Below are 20999 nucleotides of genomic sequence, written 5' to 3' on the forward strand. Positions count from 1 at the left end.
TTTAGGTAAATGGCAGAGATAATTAACATGCCCCGATTGAGCGATACCATGGAAGAAGGTACCGTGGCCAAGTGGTTAAAGAGTGTTGGCGATAAGGTTGAAGAGGGCGATATATTGGCTGAAATCGAGACGGATAAGGCCACAATGGAGTTCGAGTCTTTTTATGAAGGAACATTGCTTCATATCGGAATCGAGGAAGGCGATGGTGCCCCTGTAGACTCGTTGTTGGCAATCATTGGTGAAGAAGGTGAAGATATTTCTTCTTTATTAAATGGAGGAGGAAGTAAAAGTTCTGAAGAGAAGCCTGAAGCAAAAGAAGAAGATTCTGATGATTCCGAACCTGAAAGTGATGAAGATGATACGAATGAAGCCGCAGAGATACCGGAAGGCGTTGAGGTGGTGAAAATGCCTCGCTTAAGTGATACCATGGAGGAAGGTACTGTTGCCTCATGGTTGAAAAAAGTAGGTGATAAGGTAGAAGAAGGTGAAATTTTGGCCGAAATAGAGACCGATAAGGCCACTATGGAATTCGAGTCATTTTACTCTGGTACACTTTTATATATAGGTATTCAAGAAGGGGAATCTTCACCTGTTGATGCAGTTTTGGCCGTTATAGGCCCGGAAGGAACAGACGTTGATGCCGTACTTAATAGCAAACCCTCTTCTGGTAAGAAAGAGAAAAAGTCTGAAGAGCCTAAGAAGGAGGAAGCCAAAGAGGCTACAAAAGAAGAAGCTAAGCCGGTAAATGATGGCAAACGTATTTTTGCTTCTCCTTTGGCCAAAAAGATGGCAGCCGATAAAGGGATAGATTTGTCGGAAGTATCAGGTTCCGGTGATAACGGCAGAATCATTAAGAAAGATATTGAGAACTTTACCCCTGCTGCTAAGTCAGAAGCACCTAAAGCTACCGAGACAGCAGCTTCTAGTAGTAAACCTGCCGCGCCTATCAATTTACCTGTCGGCGAGGAAGGCACCGAAGAGGTGAAAAACTCTCAAATGCGTAAGGTTATTGCGAAGAGATTGTCCGAATCGAAATTTTCGGCACCGCATTATTATCTTACTATTGAAGTTGATATGGATAATGCAATGGCTTCAAGAAAACAAATTAATGAATTGCCGGATATTAAAGTATCCTTCAACGATATGGTTGTTAAAGCTTGTGCCATGGCGCTTAAAAAGCATCCGCAAGTAAACACAACTTGGAATGGCGATACTACGCGTTACAACCATCATGTTCACATTGGTGTAGCTGTAGCTGTTGAAGATGGTTTGGTAGTACCTGTACTTAAGTTTAGTGACCAGTTGTCCCTATCACAAATAGGTGGTGCGGTCAAAGATTTGGCAGGTAGGGCACGTAATAAAAAGTTGACGCCTGCCGAAATGGAAGGTAGTACCTTTACCGTTTCGAACTTAGGTATGTTCGGTATTTCAGAATTTACCTCGATTATCAATCAGCCGAATTCCGCAATATTGTCCGTAGGAGCCATCGTGCAAAAGCCAGTGGTGAAAGAAGGGCAGATTGTAGTAGGCAATACAATGAAAGTAACATTGGCCTGTGACCATAGAACAGTAGATGGTGCCACTGGTGCCCAGTTCTTGCACACCTTGAGGTCTTATCTTGAGAATCCGGTAACTATGCTTGCTTAGATTATCAGAAAAATTATGTAATATGGGCATCTCGATTATTTCGAGATGCCTTTTTTAATTTCTAAATTGTAGCCAAAACAAATTATATGAGAAACGCTATCCTCTTATCTATAGGCCTGTTGGTAATGGCCTGTGGTTCAACTAAGGTTGATGAATCCGTGACCCTTCAAAGTGAAGATGCGGTAAAGTTTGATCGCAGCCTAATGCAAATACCTCAAAAACCGAGTGATATTGGCATAGCTGAAGCCGCTGCTGGGGTACAAGGTCAATTTACCAACGCCGGAAAAATTGGGGATATAATGAATTTTCTTGCTTCTGATGAGCTAGAAGGTCGAGATACAGGTAGTGAGGGAATTGAAAAGGCGGCGGATTTTATTGAAAATGTATTCAAAACCAACGGTATTCAGCCTTATTTTGAAGGCTATAGAGACAATCTAACCAATTTTGACATGCCCGCGTACAATATGGTAGGGTGGATTGAGGGTAATGACCCTTCTCTAAAAAATGAATTTATCATTATTGGTGCCCATTACGATCACATAGGTGTAATTGAAGCTGAGAATGGCGATAGCATAGCCAACGGTGCTAACGATAATGCTACCGGAACTACAGTTGTTTTGGAGTTGGCTCGGTATTTTGGTCAAAAGAAAAACAATAAGCGAAGTATCATTTTTGCACTTTTTAGTGCTGAAGAAAAAGGACTCTTGGGGTCGAAACATTTGGCGAATAGGTTGAAAGAAAAAAATCTTCAACTTTATGCCATGTTGAATTATGAGATGGTAGGGGTGCCATTGCAGGGTAAAGAGCATCTTACCTATTTGACAGGTTACGAGCAATCGAACCTGGCCGAGGTGGCCAATGGTTACTCAGATATAGAGTTTACCGGGTTCCTTCCCAAGGCAAAAGAGTTCAATCTTTTCAAGCGTTCAGACAATTACCCGTTTCATGAAGCTTTTGGCGTGCCGTCACAAACCTTCAGTACATTCGATTTTACCAATTTCAATCATTATCATAAAGTGGGTGATGAGGTCTCTGAAATGGATTTTGCCCATATGGCCAATGTGGTCAATAAAAGTATTCCTGTCATTACAGGAATTACCAATGCTCCGTCTAAAGAAATAAAATATAATTAATGGCCCATATTATTGTCACCGGTACCAGTAGGGGTATTGGTTTTGAGTTGGTAAAGCTATTGGCGGATGATGGCCATCAAGTTTTGGCCTTATCAAGAAACTCTGGCCCTGTCTCAGGCCTGGAACACGAAAATATCACGAGCTTACCTTTTGATCTCTCTCGGGCCAATGATTTTTTGGTTTTGCGTGATTTCCTAACAGGAGAATGGAGCAAAGTAGACGTGCTTATCAATAATGCAGGTAGTCTTTTGAATAAGCCGTTTTTGGAAATTACATCGGAAGAGTTTGAAGAAGTGTACAGGGTAAATGTTTTTGGAGTGGCTGAAATTACCAAAACAGTTCTTCCGAAGATGGCCGATACAGGTCATGTGGTCACCATTAGTTCAATGGGAGGTGTTCAAGGTAGCATGAAATTTCCTGGACTTTCCGCTTATAGCTCTAGCAAGGGAGCGGTGATAACATTGACCGAACTGTGGGCCGAAGAATTCAAGGAAACGGGTCCGTCGTTCAATGTACTTGCCTTGGGGGCTGTTCAAACCGAAATGCTCGAAGAGGCTTTTCCTGGGTATCAGGCGCCTACCACGGCCCTTGAAATGGCCGGTTACATCAAGCAATTTGCGTTAACCGGACATCGATTTTACAATGGTAAAATGCTTCAGGTAAGCAATAGTACGCCTTAATAATATTTCTATATTACAGTAAAGAGCCTGTCAAGAATATGTAAGGTTTGTTGTGTCGCTTTTTCTGGTGTGAGTGAGGTATCCGAGATTCCTGATACTACCTTGGTGATATTATGGTCGACGTAACCGTTTTGAGACCAAAATTCTACGGGAGCGGCTGTAAGGTACGCCGAAAAGTTATGATGCCCAGAACCTGGCCTTTCACCAATAATGTGTACGATACCTTTATTGACCGTTTTGTTTTTGTAATTTCCATAGAGTGTTTCACCACATGCATAACCGGCACGTACGCGACCATGTTTAATGACAATATTCTGGTCGCTAACGGTATACCCTTTGTTTCTTAGTTCAGCCTTTAATTGATTGAGGTAAGGCATTAAATGTCCATCGTCCATTAAAGCTCGTGCGTTCAGCCCGTCGGAAATAATGAATTGGATGTCTGGCGGACTCTCAGACCAGCTATCCCGAAGCGTTTTTAGTCGTTCGAGGGCTTGAGCACCTAATTTTTCTCCAGATTCAGGATGGTAAACATAATCTTTTCGGTCAGTTGAGTTGGTGATAATTGGTAGGGCTGCGGGTATCGATTTTACGAAATCATCTGTCATGTTCGTCCAAAGGCTGACCTTGGCATCCTCATAGAGCCATTTTATCTGTTTTTCCAATTCAGGTTCTAAATTCCAAATTTCCTTTCCATGACCTTTTGCTAAGGGCACACCTCTTTCGTTGATTCTTGTAATAATGTTCTCACCTTCCTCATAAATTATCGCTTTGTCTCGTGTGTCACCTTTTGCCAAACAATACTGATAATAAACCCAAATGGGGTCTCCGAAGTGGTCAGTCGGTTGACCATTGTTATCTATAACTTCAATTTTTTTGAAAAAACTCCACATGGCATCGTTCACTTTATAACCAAACTTTTCACGAATACGTACATGGTCGCTGAAAGAAGTGGTCAAATAGCTTAACATTGGGTCGTTCTTCGTGGGCAAAGCCATAAGATATGCTGGGTTGGCGGGCATTATATGGTCAATACACCAATCTAGGTCTTCGAGACTTACATCCATATGAAGTGTAGAACAGATATCTAGACCGATGGTAAGACCGTGCAGCTTGCCCATAATCGTATCTTCTAGGCAGCAACGAACCAATTGCTCTTTGGTCTTGAACACCTCGGGACCTATAAAACCGGCCACGTCGTTCACATGAACCCAAGGCTCACTATTATCTTGTCTATCTTTTAGTAATTGTTGGTTGAGGGCCCTTAGAAATCCATATTTTCTTGATTCATGTAAAACCATATCAAAGCCGGCACCATGACCATTGGTAAAGTCGGCACCTTGACCTGTTTCAGCGTACAGTGCATAGGCGCCTTTTCTATTTCGAACATGATTCTGCATTTTCTCTATGCTCAAGTCGAAAGTATGGTTGGCACTTACCGTGCCCGCCAAGCTTTGAAACCAAATACCGGTAGTGCCGGGTTGTATTTTCTCAACTTCGGCTTGCACATCTATATGAGATAAAACACAATTTGGTATCGTATTTTCAAGTTTGAATACCTGAAGAGTCTCAAAAAGGGCCTTTTCGATTTGGGCCACCGATTCTACCTCACTACTGACAGGGTTGGTACCCAAAACAAGATCGCCTACCGCATAAGACCATGCGTCAAAAACTTGCCATATAATGTCTTCAGTATTGTCGGTTGGTGAATTGGGCTGCACCCTCGCACTTAAATATCCCTTGCTGCCAATATTGCTGTTCGAAAGAGGATTGAATACCTTTTGCCCGACCTGAATAAGCTCTTCGTTGGTCATCAGCTTAACCAAGCAACCGATACAATCGCTTGTCAGTTCTGGCATGATGGTCTTTATTTTCTCTTCCGGTTGGTTTAAAACAAAGGCCTTTAAATCCTTCATAGCCCAATCAGAGGTAATGTCGGCTTTCGTAGTGGTCGCTTCAATCAGGCCGTAGATTTCATCCGTAAATACCGATTTAGTTCTTAAATCTGCTATTTTGGTATTGGTCAGTAGTTGGCGGGCTCTTTCTCTCGTAGTTTCGTCTACTGCAGCAATACCTAAACTGGCATCCCCTTCTTTGAAGGCATTGGCGGCACCGAGTATTTGGCGGTACAAGGTGATGTCGAATTTGTCATTTACCCTTTTTATATACGAAAAAATGGATTCAGATTTTTTTATGGCTTCGATGCGTACCCCTTCCGATAACTCTAGTTCTTTATGAGAATTACTTATGCCATTTTTTGGCCAAAGAACGGCCGTGGCGCCTAGAAGCCCCATTTTATTTAAAAAATCTTTTCTGCTGATGTTTTCCATAGGGCAATTTGCTTATAATCCGATTCATTTCGCTACATACCCCCAAGTTAAAGATTTTTCAGCAAGGCTATAATTGTGATAACCATAAATTAAAGTACTTCTCTTACTTTTGTTGAACGTGCATCAAGTTTTAAAGAAATATCTACCGGAAAGGGCGGTCGCTTCCTGTTTTGAATTGATTCAAAAGACAGGGGTGCATCTTAAAATAGTCAATGAGCGGGTAACCCGCCATGGCGATTATAGAAGAATGCCCGATGGCAGACATCAAATAACTGTTAATGCTACATTGAATAAATATCGCTTTCTGATTACCTTGATTCATGAAATAGCACATCTAATCGCTTTCCAGAAGTATGGAAGAATGATAAAACCCCATGGGCTGGAATGGAAACGAACTTTTCAATATTTGATGTTACCATTTATTCGGCCGGAGATTTTCCCCAATCAATTGTTGCCCTTATTGGCAAATCATTTTAAAAATCCGAAAGCAAGTAGTAGTACAGATGCGAAACTATCTATAGCTTTACAGCAATATGATTTGCAACAATCAGATAAATCTTACGTTTTTGAATTACCTTTAGGTAGCGTGTTTCGCCTTTATAATGGTAAGCTTTATAAGAAAGGCAATAAACGCGTCAAACGTTATGAATGCATAGAAGTGGCCACAGGTAGAATGTATTTGTTTCAACCGAATGCAGAGGTAGAGCTAGTAAATGTTTGAATTAGTAGTGTAGTTTAGGTGTTTGCACCTATAAATTTTGTAAATAACAATAATAATCAGGGCATAGATTATGTTCGCGTGCCCTTAACTCTTAAAAAAATGAATAAGAATTATTATGCCGTACTCATGGCCGGTGGTGTTGGATCTCGTTTTTGGCCTATAAGTACATCATCTTATCCAAAACAGTTTCATGATATGCTGGGTACCGGCGATACGCTTATACAGAAAACCTTTAAGAGGTTGAACAAGTTTGTACCCACAGAGAACATTCTTATTTTGACAAACGAGAGTTATAATGATCTGGTCTTAGAGCAGTTGCCAATGGTAAAGCAAGACCAAGTAGTTTTAGAGCCGGCAATGCGAAATACCGCACCTTGTATTTTATACGCTGCTTTGAAAATTCAGAAAATGAACCCCGACGGGGTAATGATTGTGGCGCCAAGCGATCATTGGATTGAAGACGAAGAAGCTTTTGCTGAAGATGTCACCACTTGCTTTAAAAAGTGTGAAGAAGAAGAGGTTCTTTGTACATTGGGTATAAAACCATCTTTTCCAAACACGGGTTTTGGGTATATAGAATTCGATAAGAATAGCGGTGCAGGATTGAAAAAAGTGAATCAATTTCGTGAAAAACCTGATTACGAAACGGCAAAGGAATTTTTGGCTCAAGGAAATTTTTTATGGAATGCAGGTATTTTTATGTGGAGTGTGAAGACCATAGTGAACGCCTTTAAAAATTACCAACCGAAACAGTTTGAGTTATTTGAGGCCGGTAATTCTTGCTATAACACGGTTGATGAAAAAGAGTTTATCAAAGAGAACTATCCAAAAGCAGAAAATATTTCTATTGATTATGCCATTTTAGAGAACTCGAAATCAATTTATGTGCTGCCCGCCACGTTTGATTGGAACGATTTAGGCACTTGGGGATCCCTTTATGATAAGTTAGATAAAGATGAGTCGCAAAATGCCGTGGTCAATAGTAAGGTCATTTCAGATGAGGCTTCGGGCAATATGATCAGATCGCCTAAAGGCAAAGTAGTTGTTGTCGACGGTCTTAAAGATTATATCATAGTTGATAAAGAAGAAGTATTGTTGATATACCCTAAAGCAAAAGAACAAGATATTAAAAAGGTACTGGCCAAGGTTAAAGATACATTTGGTGACACCTATGCATAGTTTATGAGCCAGAACTTGAATCAAGATAATATTACCCCAACAGAGGAGCCAAAGGAGAGTGCCGAGGCCATCAAAAAAGATGCAAAGGGTCTTTGGGAAAGTCTTCGCAAGTTTTTTCGAGAACTTCTTGACATACGAACCAATACAGATCAAGAAACTACTAAAGAGGCAATTATCGCCGATATACCTTTTAAGGGGCATACGTCATGGATTTTGATTTGCTCCATCTTTATAGCTTCCATTGGGTTGAATGCCAACTCGACAGCGGTCGTTATCGGAGCGATGTTAATTTCCCCGCTTATGGGCCCTATTTTAGGATTGGGAATGTCTTTGGCTATCAACGATATCGATACGTTACGCCGTTCATTGAAGAATTTTGGGGTAATGGTGGGTCTAAGTGTACTCACTGCTTATCTATTTTTTAAGTTTTTTCCCATACAAGACGAATCGTCTGAGCTATTGGCTAGAACGGCTCCGGATATTCGAGATGTTTTAATTGCATTTTTTGGCGGATTGGCCCTCGTCATTGCACGTGCTAAAAAAGGTACTATTGCGAGCGTTATCTTCGGTGTGGCTATTGCCACAGCTTTGATGCCTCCGTTATGTACGGTCGGTTTTGGTCTGGCTATCGGAAACCTTGGTTACGCTTTTGGGGCGCTCTACCTATTCATTATCAACACTATATTTATAGCACTGGCTACATTTTTGACCATTAAGCTTCTTCGATTCCCGATGGTTCGTTATGCCAACTCGGCCAAGCGTAGAAGAATTGCCAGAATAGCTTCGGTGGTCGCAATTTTGGTTATGGTACCAGCCGGATGGACCTTCTACAAGGTGTTTCAAGAGTCTATATTTAAAAAGCAGGCTACCGAGTTTGTCAACGAAACCATAGCGAAATATCAATTTGTTGGAGGAGGAAGATTTCTGGATAATTTTACCACTATTGAGTATAATGAAGGTGAGAACCCCATGATAGAGGTCGTGTGCATGGGTAATGAGACCATTCCGCCAAATATCATTGCATCATGGAATACCATGCTAAAGGAAGACGATGATTACCCCCGTTTACGTAATACTGAGTTACATGTCATACAGGGAGGTCAAAACGATCAGGTAGATCAACTAAGGTACATTAACGAATTATACGAGTCTCAAAAAAACCAGATTTCAAGTAAAGATGAGCGTATCGCACTTTTGGAAGCTGAGGTCGGTAGGTTAAGGCGAGCTGAGACCAAACAAATTCCTTTTATGGATATTAGTGCAGAGGCGAGGGCCAGCTACGAAAATTTAGTTTCCCTTGAATATGATCGAGCGTTCAAAACAAACTTCAATAAGGTAGATACCCTTTCGATTTTCGAAACAACTTGGAAAGAAGGATTGTCGCCCGCTAAAAAGGCGGAAGAAAACAAGAAAATTCTTCAGTGGCTAAAAGTAAGATTAAAGGATACGACGGTTCAGCTGAGAAACGCAAATTAATTGCGTTCTTCTAAATACATCTGACGTACCTTTTTGAACAGGTCAGAAGAGTAGACGAAATTAGTAACAGCTTCATTTTCAGTTTTAAAAATATCTTTATTGGTGCCCTCCCAGGCTTTGAGACCATCTTTTAAAAAGATGATTTTTTTGCCGATTTCCATCACCGAGTTCATATCATGAGTGTTAATGATGGTCGTAATGTCGTATTCTTCTGTAATCTCTTGAATCAGGTTGTCAATAACAATAGCTGTTTTGGGATCAAGCCCGGAGTTGGGTTCATCGCAAAATAGATATTTGGGATTCATTACAATGGCACGCGCGATGGCCACCCTCTTTTGCATACCACCCGATATTTCAGAAGGAAATTTATGATGGGCATCCACCAAATTCACTCTTTTCAAAACAAAATCGACACGGTCTTGCATTTCAGATTTCGATTGTTTGGTAAACATTTCTAAAGGGAACCGAACATTACCCTCGACCGTCATGGAGTCGAAAAGCGCACTTCCTTGAAAAACCATTCCCATTTCTTGTCGAAGGTTTCGTCTTTCGTCACCGGTAAGTTTTCCATAAGCCTTTCCATCGTAACTAATGGTGCCTTGTTCGGGTTCATGCAAACCAAGCAAGCATTTTAAAAAAACGGTTTTTCCCGATCCACTTTGCCCAATGATCAGATTGGTTTGCCCTTTGTTAAAGGTGGTAGAAATTCCTTTAAGAATATGGGCGTTGCCAAACGATTTGTGAATGTTGTCTACTTCAATCATTAGCCTAACAAAAGTTGGGTTAGAATTCCGTTCAATATGACGATGACAATACTCGTCCACACAAAACTGGTGGTACTGGCCTTACCTACATCTAAAGCACCACCTTTCATGTAAAAACCATGAAAGGAGGGTATGGTTGCCAAAACGAATGCAAATACTAAAGTCTTTATAAAAGCATAGGTGACGTGAAAAGGCATAAAATCCAGAGTGAGTCCCTCAGCAAAATCGGCACTTGTACTATGGCCCCCAAAAGTTGCGGCCATCCATCCTCCTAAAATACCTACGAACATAGAGACTGCTATGATGAAAGGATACATAAGCAGGGCAACGATTTTCGGAAAAACCAGATAATTTAGGGCGTTTACCCCCATGACCTCTAGGGCATCAATCTGCTCGGTCACACGCATAGTACCAATACTTGATGTGATGTACGACCCCACTTTACCTGCCATAATTATGGAGCAAAAGGTAGGGGCAAATTCAAGTATAATAGATTGTCGAGTAGCGAAACCGACCAAGTTTTTAGGTATGAGTTCACTGGTGATATTGAGCGCGGTTTGAATGGCCACGACCCCACCAATGAAAAATGATATAAAGATGAGAATGCCTAAAGAGCCAAAGATCAGCTCGTCAATCTCTTTTAAAATCAATGACCTCATGATACGCCACTTGGTAGGTTTTTTAAATACCTCTTTTATCATTATGGCGTAGCTGCCAATTGATGCTACGTAGTTCATGTACACAAATGGTTTCTATGCGTAAAAATAGCAATAAGGAATTGATTTAACCTGTATTTAAACTTTAAAGGGGTAATTTCTTTACTTTTGCCCCTATTAAATTTTTAGTATGCCCAAAACATTCCAAACACCACGTTTTTTAACCATTTTAAGCTTTTTATTAGTACTAAATGCTCAAGGCCAGCGTAAGCAAAAAGAAGAGTCGATAGAGCCAAAGACAACTCCAAAACTGGTTGTGGGCATCATAGTCGATCAGATGCGCTACGATTATATAACCCGATTCTGGAACCACTACGGTGAAGACGGTTTTAAAAGATTTGTGCAAAAGGGATTCAACAGCAAGAACCACCATTATAATTATGCTCCTACGAGCACAGGCCCAGGGCACACCTCGGTATATACAGGTACCACGCCTGCGATGCATGGTATCATCGGTAATAATTGGTATGACAAAGAGAGCGACAGTTCAGTCTATTGCGCTTCAGATACCACCCAAACATCGGTTGGCACTGATTCAGATGCCGGCAAGATGTCTCCTCATCGCATGAACGTGACTACCATTACAGACGAATTAAGGCTTCACACACAAATGCGTGGCAAGACGATTGCCGTGGCATTAAAAGATAGGGGCGCAGTGCTTCCCGGGGGGCATACGGCCAATGCCGCCTATTGGTTTGATGCCGGTAAATGGATTACCAGTAGTTATTACATGAATTCGTTACCAAAATGGGTCGACGATTTAAACTCTTCAAATTACTTGGAGAAATATAAAAAGCCTTGGGAGACCTTGAAAAAAATCGGTGAGTACGCTGAGAGCGGAACCGATAACAATGCCTATGAAGGTCTTTTTGATGGTGAAACTACACCCGTCTTTCCTCACGATCTTCCTAAGTTGTGGGACAAAAATGGGGGCTATAACCTCTTAAAATCTACCCCTTACGGTAATACCATTACCACCGATTTTGCTATTGAGGCTTTGGAAAAAGAAAGCTTAGGAGCTGATAATGTTACTGATTTTCTAGCTGTAAGTTTCTCAAGTACCGACTATGTCGGGCATATGTTCGGAGTAAACTCCAAAGAAATTCAAGATACATACTTACGGCTAGATGAAGATTTAGCGCGATTGTTCAAAGAGCTTGACAAAAGAGTAGGTAAAGAAGATTATACGGTATTTCTAAGTGCCGATCATGCTGCTATCGAGGTGCCAGCTTACTTGATTGACCAAAAGATACCTGCAGGATATGTAGAATGGAAGGATATACGAAAAGACTTCGATAAGTTTATCGAGTTTACTTATGGCACCAAAGACTTGATCAAAAGCTTTTCTAACTATCAGTTTTTTCTGAACCATGAGGTTATCAAGAATTTAGAACTGAACCTTCAGGAAGTACAGGAAACCTTGGCCAAAGAATTATTGAGTTATGACGGTATTGACCGTACCTATACCGCCTATCAAATGTGGCAGAATAATTATACCCAAGGTATACCATATATTTTGCAAAATGGGTATAACCAAAAAAGATCAGGAGATATTTTGGTGGTATTGAAACCGGCTACTATTAGTTATTCAAAAACAGGTTCTACTCATGGGTCGCCACAGATTTATGATACCCATGTACCCTTTCTATTGTATGGCAAAGGCGTAAAAAAAGGTAGTACGGTTGAGCGAACCGAAATAGATGATATTGCGCCGACCATAGCGGCATTGCTTGGTATTTCGTTCCCTAACGGAACAACCGGTACGCCCGTATACCAAGCGTTAGAGTAATTAGATTGATGAGAGATAATCCGATAGGCATATTCGATTCAGGAGTTGGAGGAACTTCCATCTGGAGGGAAATCCAGAAATTGCTACCATTCGAGAACACCATATACCTTGCGGATAGTAAAAATGCACCTTACGGAGAAAAAAGTAAGGATGACATTTTACGTTTGAGTATCAAAAATACAGAGGTACTGCTAAAGAACGACTGTAAATTGGTTGTAGTGGCATGCAATACGGCTACCACCAATGCCATCGATTATTTGAGAAAAAACTATGATGTGCCGTTTATAGGTATAGAGCCTGCTATTAAACCAGCAGCACTTCAATCTAAAACAAAAACCGTTGGTGTTTTGGCCACTAAAGGTACTTTAGCCAGTTCTTTGTTTCATAGTACTTCAGAAATACATGCCAGTGGCATTAATGTTATTGTGCGAGAAGGTACAGGTCTTGTACAATTGATAGAAGAGGGTAAAGTAGATTCTCAAGAAACAAGAAAGTTGCTACTCAAACATGTGCGACCTATGATTGATGAGGGAATCGATTACTTGGTTTTAGGCTGTACCCACTACCCGTACTTGGTTCCTATTTTGAAGGAAATACTCCCAGAATCCGTTCAAATAATAGATTCTGGCGAGGCGGTAGCGCGACAGACAAAATCTATTTTGAACAAAAACGGACTGTTAGCCTCTCAACGTTCCAAAGCCTATCATCGATTTTATACCAACGCCAATATTCACGTATTAGAGAGTTTTGTGATGAATGGCGAAACGGATTATAATGTTTCCGTTCTAGATTTTTAGTTCTTTTCACTTTCTTTTTTCACGTAGGTCAAATAAGAAAAGGCATATGAATGCTTTTCATCTTTTGGGTGGTATTCTTCTTCCGTTAAAACCCAAGTGTTAAGGTCGATTTCAGGAAAATGGGTGTCGGCGTCATCAAAAGCCGCATGAACCCTTGTTAGCTCTATTTTATTGCTAAAAGGTTCGGCAATCTTATAAATTTCACCACCACCAATGATGTATGACAATGGCAGCTCTCTAACGAGATGCAGGGCTTCTTCCAAAGAGTGAACAATCTTGCAGTCGTTAAAATCTGTGCGATAATCTTTATCCCTAGTTATAATTATATGCTCTCTATTGGGCAACGGTTTCGGAAAGGTCTCAAAGGTTTTTCTGCCCATAATGATGGGGTGACCCGAAGTAAGCCTTTTAAAACGCTTAAAGTCATCAGGCAAATGCCACAGTAAATCATTGTCTTTGCCCAATGCATTGTCTTCAGCTGCGGCGGCAATCATACATACGGTACTCACTAAATCTTTGTTTTTTAATTGGAAATTGCAACTAACGTGCCGAACTAAGGCTCTATTTCTTTCTTGTTTACTTTAGAGATCGGAAAATCGGTTTCTATTTCTTTTTGCAATTCGGCTATGCGTCTTTTTTGTTTGGCCACTAATTTTTCACGTTGCTGACGCTCCCATTCCTTGCCCATAAATTTCTGGGTAACAAATACATTGAAAAGATGTATGGCAAAGAGAAATCCCCAAAAGGTGATGGCCCAAATGAACCAATCATAGGTTTCCCAATAGTTTAATATTTTATTGATGAAAATAAGAAAAACGCTTCCTATCAAAAAGATGACAAAGTGAACGTACAAACGCTTTTTTTGCTTGATTCGATGTTGGGCGTTTTCTAGCAACTCATGCTGTTCAATCTCCACTTCCGTTTTCTTTTTGTTTTTCGAGAACATGTATATGGCTATCTTTGATATGGGTATTATCACAAAGATACGTGAATCAAGTTTACCAAAATGAACTATGGAGAACACTCGAAAACACTTTCCCGTACTACATCAATACATTTATGCCAATACTGCTTCAGCAGGTCTCTTGAGCGAGCCTCTAATGAATTGGCGTCAAGAACATGATCTTGATTTTTTGATTGGTGGAAGTAAAATGAAAACCAAATCAATGCAAGAGTTGTTGCCTGCTACCAAGGAAACGGTTGCACGATTTTTCGGTAGCAAAATTGAGAATACAGCCTTGGTTCAGAACTTCTCTTTAGGTCTAAATATTTTATTGGAGGGATTGAATACTGAAAGCCACATACTTTTGGTCAAAGATGATTACCCTTCGGTCAACTGGCCATTTGAGTGTAGAGGGTTTCAGCTTGATTATGCTGAACTTGATGGGCAAATCGAAGAAAATATTCTCGATAAATTGAGGGGCAAAAAATTCTCGGTTTTGGCGTTGAGTTTAGTTCAGTGGGCCAGCGGTATTAAATTGGAGATGGGTTTTCTAAAAAAAGTAAAAGAAGAATTTCCTGATCTTGTGATAATTGCCGATGGAACGCAGTATTGTGGTACCGAACAATTCAATTTTGAAGAATCACCCTTAGACGTGCTGGGCACCAGCGCCTATAAATGGCTGATTTCAGGGTATGGTAATGGTTTTATGCTTTTTAAAGATCATGTTCGCCACCTTTCTAAAGTACAAACCACGGGTTTTTATTCGTCTAATATCAATCTGGACGGAAGGGATGATATCAGTTTTGCGAAACATTTTGAACCCGGTCATTTAGATACCCTTAATTTCGGAAGCCTTAAATTCTCATTGGAATATTTAGAAAAGTTGGGCATGTCAAAAGTTGAGCAACATCTTAAAATGTTATCTCAAAAGTCCAAGTCGGCTTATAATAGTTTAGGGTTGTTGAACGATGATATTCTGAAGCGAAATTCGCATAGTACCATATTCAATATCAGCGGTGGCGATGAGGTTTTTAAGAAATTGACTGATGAAGGCGTGCTTGCTTCTCAACGAGGAAATGGTATTCGTATGAGTTTTCATTTCTATAACAACGAATCGGATATTGACGACACGGTAAAAATTTTACAATCAGTGGTTTAATTCTTACCTAAAAGAAAAATACGTTGGGTTTTTTTTGGGCGATATGACTAAATGTTACCTTATAATTGTGAAAATGATAAAAATATCTTAATCATTGGATATGAGGATATTAATATGTTAGTTTTGTTTCAACTTAACAGAAGAAACATAACAGAATTAAAAACGTTTACCATGGCAATTTCAAAACAATATTTAAAGAGCAGACCGGTTTGCAAAGTTACATTTACCGTACCTGCCGAAGAAGCAAAAAAAGTAGCAGTAGTAGGTGATTTCAATAACTGGAAGGCAAATAAAGAAAGTGCATTAAAGAAGTTAAAGAACGGAAACTTTAAAGGAACTTTAGAGCTTCCAAAAGAATCTACTTACGAATTCAAATATATCATCGATGGTTCTTATGTAAACGAGGCTGAGGCCGATGGTTACAAATGGAACGATTACGCTGGCGGCGAGAATGCCGTTCTAGAACTATAATTGATAGTACCAGCATAATAGAAAAGGCCGGTACATTTTTTATGACCGGCTTTCTTTTTTACCTGCTATTTTTTGGTGTAGGAAGGTTATTGTACAAGCCGTTCTCCGCACCACCGGAATAGGAATATAGGGGTGGTAAGATATCCTTTACTAATTAACAATGGTCTAAAGTAGGGTTTGAAATATTTTCCTATAGGGAATTATTTATCGGAGAAGTAGTATATTGAATTACTTTCTTCTCAATACATAGTTCTTGTACAATTGCTCGCTATCGGTGAACTGATCGCAGATTTCGAGCCCTGATTGTTGTGCCAACCAGTGAACGGTCGAGTCGTCATATTTTTGTGAGATTTCGGTATGTATAGTTTCCCAGGCCTTAAATTGAACTTTAAGTTCCAAGGCTTCAATCTTCACTTCTTGGTCAATTTTAGAAACCAGGTAACTTTTGGCAGTTCCTGTTTCGGGGTCGTACACTTCCCAATGAATGAAAGTGTCTAAATCAAAATTTCCGCCTAATTCATTATTGATTCGTATTAGCACGTTTTTATTAAAGGCTTCCGTAATGCCATTCGGATCATTGTAGGCATCTAATATGGTTTTCGGATTTTTCTTTAAGTCGCACCCAATGAATAAAAGGTCGTTTTTGTTCATCAATGCTTGAACATCCTTCAAAAATAGAATGGCTTGGTTGTGAAGCAAGTTACCTATGTTGCTGCCCAAGAACATAATTATTTTGCGAACACCATTGGCATCGGTAATCTCCCTCAAAGCTTCAAAATAGGTGCCTTGCTTAGGAATAACTTTCACTTCAGGAATTTCTTCACGTAAAGAATTTTCGAGTCCTTCTAATACATTTGAACTAATGTCTATAGGCTGGTAGGTGAAATCAAGTTTTTTTTCTAAAAAATGACGTAGCAATATTTTGGTTTTCTTTCCATCGCCGGCCCCAAGTTCTATAAGCTTAAAGGGTTGGCCTCCTGATGCGAACTTTTCTGCTATTTCAGACTTGTTTTGGCTGAAGATGTCGAATTCACAATCGGTTAAGTAATACTCTGGCATGTGCATTATCTTTTGAAACAATGCATCTCCTTTTTTATCATAAAAATATTTAGATGAAAGGTACTTTGGAAAATCGGTCAAGCCCTGCCTAACGTCTTTTTCAAATTGGGTCTCTATCATGGGTGAGATAACTTCTTGCATAATTTAAGTCGTATTGAAAATGAAAAACCTACAGATTATCTCGCTAAACGAAAACCGGTAAATTGCCATCGTAAAGGAGGTTGAAAAAAATTGCGATAGGTAGGGCGGGTGTGTTTCTGAGGGGTAGCTGTGGAGCCGCCCCGCAATACTTTTTGATTGACCATAAATTTACCGTTATACTCCCCTAGCGCCCCGGCCGCTTTTTGATAGTTAGGGTAGGGCAGGTAGGCACTTTCTGTCCATTCCCATCTTTTGCCCCATGAGAATTTTGATTGGGCAGCTTCCCATTCAAATTCGGTAGGTAACCGGCAGTCTTTCCATTGGGCGAAGGCAAAAGCTTCATAATATGATACATGTGTAACCGGAGCGTTGGGGTCTACCTTCACCAAACCCTGTAAGGTATAATGATGCCATTCTCCTTCAATAAAATGCCAGTAAAGTGGGGCGGTAATTTCTTCCCTCTTAACCCAATCCCAACCTTCTGCATGCCAGAGTTCAAATTTTTTGTACCCATCGGCCTCAATAAATTCAATAAAATCATGGTTGGTAACCAGTTTGTTTGAAATAATAAAAGGTTGTAGATATACTTTGTGTCTTCCCTCTTCATTATCGTAAGCAAATCCGTTACCATTATGGCCAATTTCATAGATGCCTTCATCAACGGCTATCCATTCCTGTAAATGATTTTCAGGTTGGTGACAATTAAAGTCTTTTTGATATGGGGGTAACAAGGGGTTATTGCCCAATATAAATTTAATATCTGTAAGCAATAGTTCTTGGTGTTGTTTCTCGTGATGAATACCGATTTCAAGCAATGGATAAAGATTTTGATGTTGCTCTTTCTCAAAAAGCTCTTTTACTGCCCGAGTAACGTACTCACGATAGTTATAAACTTTTTTTACCGCTGGTCTTGAGAGGTTGCCACGATTCGAGCGTACCACCCGTTTACCCACCGATTCATAGTAACTATTGAAAACAAAGGCGAAATCGTCATTGAACAGTTGATAGTTTTCGGCATGTGGCTTAAGAATAAACTCTTCAAAGAACCAAGTAGTATGACCCAAATGCCACTTGGGCGGTGAAACGTCTTCAATGGGTTGTACTACGTAATCTTCAATCTCAAGAGGGGCGCAGATTTCTTCGGTATGCTTTCTAGTTTCTAAAAAAAAATCGAGTAGAGAATCGGTCAAAATCATGGGAAGGTGTTTACTTTTTTAAAGATACACATTATGCATTTTCAAGAAAGAACCCATAAAACATTTAGATTAACGCAAATAAATGCTGACCTCAATAACGATTTACGAATAATTGTCTATTTTCATAGCTCAATCGAAATTAAAACTATTAAAATGATGAGAAAATTATGCTTTGCCATGCTCTTGGTTTTCGGGGTATTGCATTGGGGTCAAGCCCAAGAGGCCAAGTTAAAGAAGGCCTTCAACGGAAAGAATTTTAAGGGCTGGGTCGAACCGGAAAACAATGTATGGTGGACCATCGATGATGGTGTGCTGCACGCTAAAAGTGATCCTGAAAAAACGGGTTCTATTTTATGGACGGATAAAGACTACAACGATTTCGTTGTTCAAGCCGATTTTTTATATGGGGAAGGAACCGTAGATACCGGTATATTTCTGAGGGAAGAAGCGCAACAGATCCAGATGGGTATTTCAGGTTCTCTAAAAAGAGATATGACGGGGTCGCCATATATCGTTGGCAAAGGCTACCCGGTAGAAGCGGAAGGTGTGGCCGATATCTTGAAACCCAATGAATGGAACACCATTAAAATTAAGGCGGTTGATAACATCTATACCGTATGGCTCAACGGTCAGCAAGTAGTTACTTATGAGGCAAGCGATGTACCTGAAGAAGGCCCGATCGGGTTGCAATTGCACCCTAACAGAGATATGACTACAAGCTTCAAGAATATTAAAATTGCCGAATTAAGGTAATCGATAACACAACTTTTTTCAAAACCCAAGAAAGTAATACCAAACCCAATTAACAATGATTAAATTATCTATTTCTTACAGCGTAAAATCTCTATTAGGCCTAGGTCTATCCGTATTGTTTTTTTCCTGTAAGGGTGAAACAAAAAAAGAGGAAACCGCTATGCCTCAAGAAACTGAAAAGCGAATTCAACTGGTCGCCAATGAAGGTGATAGGCGAGTTGATGTTACCATTGATGGAGAACTGTTTACATCCTATCAATATCCTCAAAACATTAAAAAGCCTGTTCTGTACCCGTTGGTGACCCCTAACGGTACCAAGATTACTCGTAAATTTCCATTAGAGCCTTCTACGGGTGAAAGGGTCGACCACCCGCATCATGTAGGCGTTTGGTTCAACTATGGTGATGTAAACGGTCTCGATTTTTGGAATAACAGCGATTCTATCAAAGTAGAGCAGCGCGATAAGTACGGTACTATTTTACATAAGTCGATCGATGCTGTTGAAGATGGCGATGAACAGGGGAGTCTAAAGGTAAGTATGGATTGGCAGGCACCCGACGGCACTGTGCTTTTAAAGGAGAATACCACCTTTGTATTTAGAGGAAAAGACTCGGTATACTGCATTGACCGTATTACAACTTTGACAGCTCAAAATGAAGACGTTCTATTCAAGGATAACAAGGAGGGAATGTTAGGTATTCGTGTTACCAGGGCTCTAGAACTGCCTTCTGATGAACCTGTAGTTTTTACGGATGCCAACGGAAACCCAACGCCTGTTGCAGTATTGAACAATGAAGGGGTCAACGGTAATTATGTAAGTGCCGAAGGTGTCGAAGGATTGGATACTTGGGGCAAGCGCTCAAAATGGGTCGATCTTTATTCGAATATTGGGGAGGAGAAGATTGCTCTGGCCATCATGGACCATAAGGAAAATGTGGGATACCCTACCTATTGGCATTCTAGGGGATATGGGCTTTTTGCGGCCAACCCTCTTGGTCAAGAAGTATTTAGCAATGGTAAAGAAAAGCTCAATTTTGAGTTGAAAAAGGGAGAGAGCACTACCTTTAAGCATCGAATTGTAGTTGCTAACGGAGATGTATCTGCCTCTGACCTGAACACGATTTACGACGATTTTGTAAAATAACAGAATACATCGGTCATAAAAAATCCGGATGAAAGGTAGGGCCTTCATCCGGATTTTTATTTTTTGAAAGTTTTCAGTTTATACCGCTACAGCACCTTTAATATGTGGGTGCGGGTCATAATCTAAAAGTGTAAAATCTTCGAAGTTAAAATCAAAAATGTCTTTGATTTCCGGGTTCAGAATCATTTTAGGTAGTTGCCTAGGTTCTCTGCTTAACTGTAATTCTACCTGCTCCATATGATTGTTGTATATATGGGCATCTCCGAAGGTATGAATGAACTCTCCGGCCTCATAACCGCAAACTTGCGCCATCATCATGGTAAAAAGTGCGTATGAAGCAATGTTGAAAGGTACTCCCAAGAAAATATCGGCGCTTCGCTGATACAATTGGCAAGATAGTTTTCCGTCCGCTACATAAAATTGAAAGAAGGCGTGGCATGGCGGAAGGGCCGCTTTTCCATTGGCTACATTCTCGGCAAACGACTTTGAAGTATCTGGTAATACGCTAGGGTTCCATGCTGAAACCAACATGCGCCTACTGTTCGGGTTGTTTTTCAATGATTCAATGACTTCTTTTATCTGATCGATCTCGTCATTGTTCCAATTACGCCATTGGTGGCCATATACTGGGCCTAAATCTCCATTATCGTCCGCCCACTCGTTCCAAATACGAACTCCGTTTTCTTGAAGGTAGCCAATGTTGGTATCTCCTTTTAAGAACCAGAGCAACTCATAAATAATGGATTTTAAGTGTAATTTTTTGGTGGTCACCATCGGAAAACCTTCGCTTAGGTCAAATCGCATTTGATAACCAAAAACACTTTTGGTTCCGGTGCCCGTACGGTCTCCTTTTTGATTGCCGTTTTCTAGAACGTGCTTAAGTAAGTCGTGATACTGTTTCATG

20 protein-coding genes are annotated in these 20999 nt (G+C 40.3%); 12 read left to right on the top strand and 8 right to left on the bottom strand.

Annotated features, from left to right (window positions below; translation table 11 throughout):
• The first annotated feature begins 9 nt into the window (after window positions 1–9).
• From D1013_RS05110 to D1013_RS05120, 3 genes are all read left to right on the top strand, one after another.
• Window positions 10–1647 carry a pyruvate dehydrogenase complex dihydrolipoamide acetyltransferase gene (locus tag D1013_RS05110; RefSeq protein WP_121847849.1) on the top strand — a complete coding sequence of 546 codons (1638 nt, stop codon included), beginning with the start codon at window positions 10–12 and terminating at the stop codon, window positions 1645–1647.
• 86 nt (window positions 1648–1733) lie between these two features.
• The gene (locus tag D1013_RS05115) at window positions 1734–2780 is read left to right on the top strand and encodes a M28 family metallopeptidase (protein ID WP_121847850.1); all 1047 of its coding nucleotides are present in this window, start codon (window positions 1734–1736) and stop codon (window positions 2778–2780) included.
• Window positions 2780–3460 (top strand): SDR family NAD(P)-dependent oxidoreductase, encoded by a 681-nt coding sequence (locus D1013_RS05120; RefSeq protein WP_121847851.1) that lies wholly within the window; start codon window positions 2780–2782, stop codon window positions 3458–3460. The genes D1013_RS05115 and D1013_RS05120 overlap by 1 nt, the downstream gene beginning before the upstream one ends.
• Before the next feature lie 8 nt (window positions 3461–3468).
• Here D1013_RS05120 and eutB read toward each other — a convergent pair whose 3' ends face one another.
• Entirely contained in the window at window positions 3469–5787 is a 2319-nt protein-coding gene (gene eutB / locus D1013_RS05125; protein ID WP_121847852.1) for an ethanolamine ammonia-lyase subunit EutB, read from the bottom strand.
• A gap of 118 nt (window positions 5788–5905) precedes the next feature.
• Here eutB and D1013_RS05130 point away from each other — a divergent pair, with 118 nt between their 5' ends.
• The 3 genes from D1013_RS05130 (at window position 5906) to D1013_RS05140 (ending at window position 9163) form a co-directional block, all read left to right on the top strand.
• Window positions 5906–6508 (top strand): SprT-like domain-containing protein, encoded by a 603-nt coding sequence (locus tag D1013_RS05130; protein ID WP_121847853.1) that lies wholly within the window; start codon window positions 5906–5908, stop codon window positions 6506–6508.
• A 99-nt stretch (window positions 6509–6607) separates the two neighbouring features.
• Complete coding sequence (locus D1013_RS05135; protein WP_121850607.1) at window positions 6608–7687, top strand: mannose-1-phosphate guanylyltransferase; 1080 nt, start codon at window positions 6608–6610, stop codon at window positions 7685–7687.
• A 3-nt stretch (window positions 7688–7690) separates the two neighbouring features.
• Complete coding sequence (locus D1013_RS05140) at window positions 7691–9163, top strand: DUF389 domain-containing protein (RefSeq protein WP_121847854.1); 1473 nt, start codon at window positions 7691–7693, stop codon at window positions 9161–9163.
• Here the strand turns inward: D1013_RS05140 and D1013_RS05145 are convergent.
• Window positions 9160–9927, bottom strand: coding sequence for an ABC transporter ATP-binding protein (locus D1013_RS05145; protein ID WP_121847855.1), 768 nt, complete (start codon window positions 9925–9927; stop codon window positions 9160–9162). The genes D1013_RS05140 and D1013_RS05145 overlap by 4 nt on opposite strands.
• Window positions 9927–10664, bottom strand: a complete 738-nt coding sequence (locus D1013_RS05150; RefSeq protein WP_121847856.1) for an MlaE family ABC transporter permease — start codon at window positions 10662–10664, stop codon at window positions 9927–9929. Before D1013_RS05150 ends, D1013_RS05145 begins: the two co-directional genes overlap by 1 nt.
• A gap of 109 nt (window positions 10665–10773) precedes the next feature.
• On the opposite strand from D1013_RS05150, the gene pafA reads away from it, so the two are divergent.
• Both pafA and murI read left to right on the top strand, forming a co-directional pair.
• Window positions 10774–12432, top strand: coding sequence for an alkaline phosphatase PafA (pafA, locus tag D1013_RS05155; RefSeq protein WP_121847857.1), 1659 nt, complete (start codon window positions 10774–10776; stop codon window positions 12430–12432).
• A gap of 8 nt (window positions 12433–12440) precedes the next feature.
• The gene (gene murI / locus D1013_RS05160) at window positions 12441–13229 is read left to right on the top strand and encodes a glutamate racemase (RefSeq protein WP_121847858.1); all 789 of its coding nucleotides are present in this window, start codon (window positions 12441–12443) and stop codon (window positions 13227–13229) included.
• Here the strand turns inward: murI and D1013_RS05165 are convergent.
• Entirely contained in the window at window positions 13226–13723 is a 498-nt protein-coding gene (locus D1013_RS05165) for a dihydrofolate reductase (protein ID WP_121847859.1), read from the bottom strand. The genes murI and D1013_RS05165 overlap by 4 nt on opposite strands.
• A 59-nt stretch (window positions 13724–13782) precedes the next feature.
• Window positions 13783–14175: a 2TM domain-containing protein gene (locus tag D1013_RS05170; RefSeq protein WP_121847860.1), complete on the bottom strand. Its 393-nt coding sequence runs from the start codon at window positions 14173–14175 to the stop codon at window positions 13783–13785.
• Between the two features lie 67 nt (window positions 14176–14242).
• Here D1013_RS05170 and D1013_RS05175 point away from each other — a divergent pair, with 67 nt between their 5' ends.
• Both D1013_RS05175 and D1013_RS05180 read left to right on the top strand, forming a co-directional pair.
• The gene (locus D1013_RS05175; RefSeq protein WP_121847861.1) at window positions 14243–15331 is read left to right on the top strand and encodes an aminotransferase class V-fold PLP-dependent enzyme; all 1089 of its coding nucleotides are present in this window, start codon (window positions 14243–14245) and stop codon (window positions 15329–15331) included.
• Window positions 15332–15502: 171 nt separating this feature from the next.
• Window positions 15503–15802 carry an isoamylase early set domain-containing protein gene (locus tag D1013_RS05180; RefSeq protein WP_121850608.1) on the top strand — a complete coding sequence of 100 codons (300 nt, stop codon included), beginning with the start codon at window positions 15503–15505 and terminating at the stop codon, window positions 15800–15802.
• Between the two features lie 228 nt (window positions 15803–16030).
• Here D1013_RS05180 and D1013_RS05185 read toward each other — a convergent pair whose 3' ends face one another.
• Both D1013_RS05185 and egtB read right to left on the bottom strand, forming a co-directional pair.
• Complete coding sequence (locus D1013_RS05185; protein WP_121847862.1) at window positions 16031–17002, bottom strand: L-histidine N(alpha)-methyltransferase; 972 nt, start codon at window positions 17000–17002, stop codon at window positions 16031–16033.
• 35 nt (window positions 17003–17037) lie between these two features.
• Window positions 17038–18198 carry an ergothioneine biosynthesis protein EgtB gene (egtB, locus tag D1013_RS05190; protein ID WP_121847863.1) on the bottom strand — a complete coding sequence of 387 codons (1161 nt, stop codon included), beginning with the start codon at window positions 18196–18198 and terminating at the stop codon, window positions 17038–17040.
• A gap of 153 nt (window positions 18199–18351) precedes the next feature.
• Between egtB and D1013_RS05195 the strand changes: the two genes are divergently transcribed.
• Window positions 18352–18951, top strand: coding sequence for a 3-keto-disaccharide hydrolase (locus D1013_RS05195; protein ID WP_205601276.1), 600 nt, complete (start codon window positions 18352–18354; stop codon window positions 18949–18951).
• A gap of 55 nt (window positions 18952–19006) precedes the next feature.
• A complete protein-coding gene (locus tag D1013_RS05200) occupies window positions 19007–20095 on the top strand; it encodes a DUF6807 domain-containing protein (protein WP_205601277.1) in 1089 nt (362 codons plus the stop codon).
• A 78-nt stretch (window positions 20096–20173) separates the two neighbouring features.
• Here the strand turns inward: D1013_RS05200 and D1013_RS05205 are convergent, their stop codons facing one another.
• A complete protein-coding gene (locus tag D1013_RS05205; protein ID WP_121850611.1) occupies window positions 20174–20998 on the bottom strand; it encodes a thymidylate synthase in 825 nt (274 codons plus the stop codon).
• Window position 20999 lies beyond the last annotated feature (1 nt).

Source organism: Euzebyella marina (assembly GCF_003687485.1).
Lineage (GTDB): Bacteria > Bacteroidota > Bacteroidia > Flavobacteriales > Flavobacteriaceae > Euzebyella > Euzebyella marina.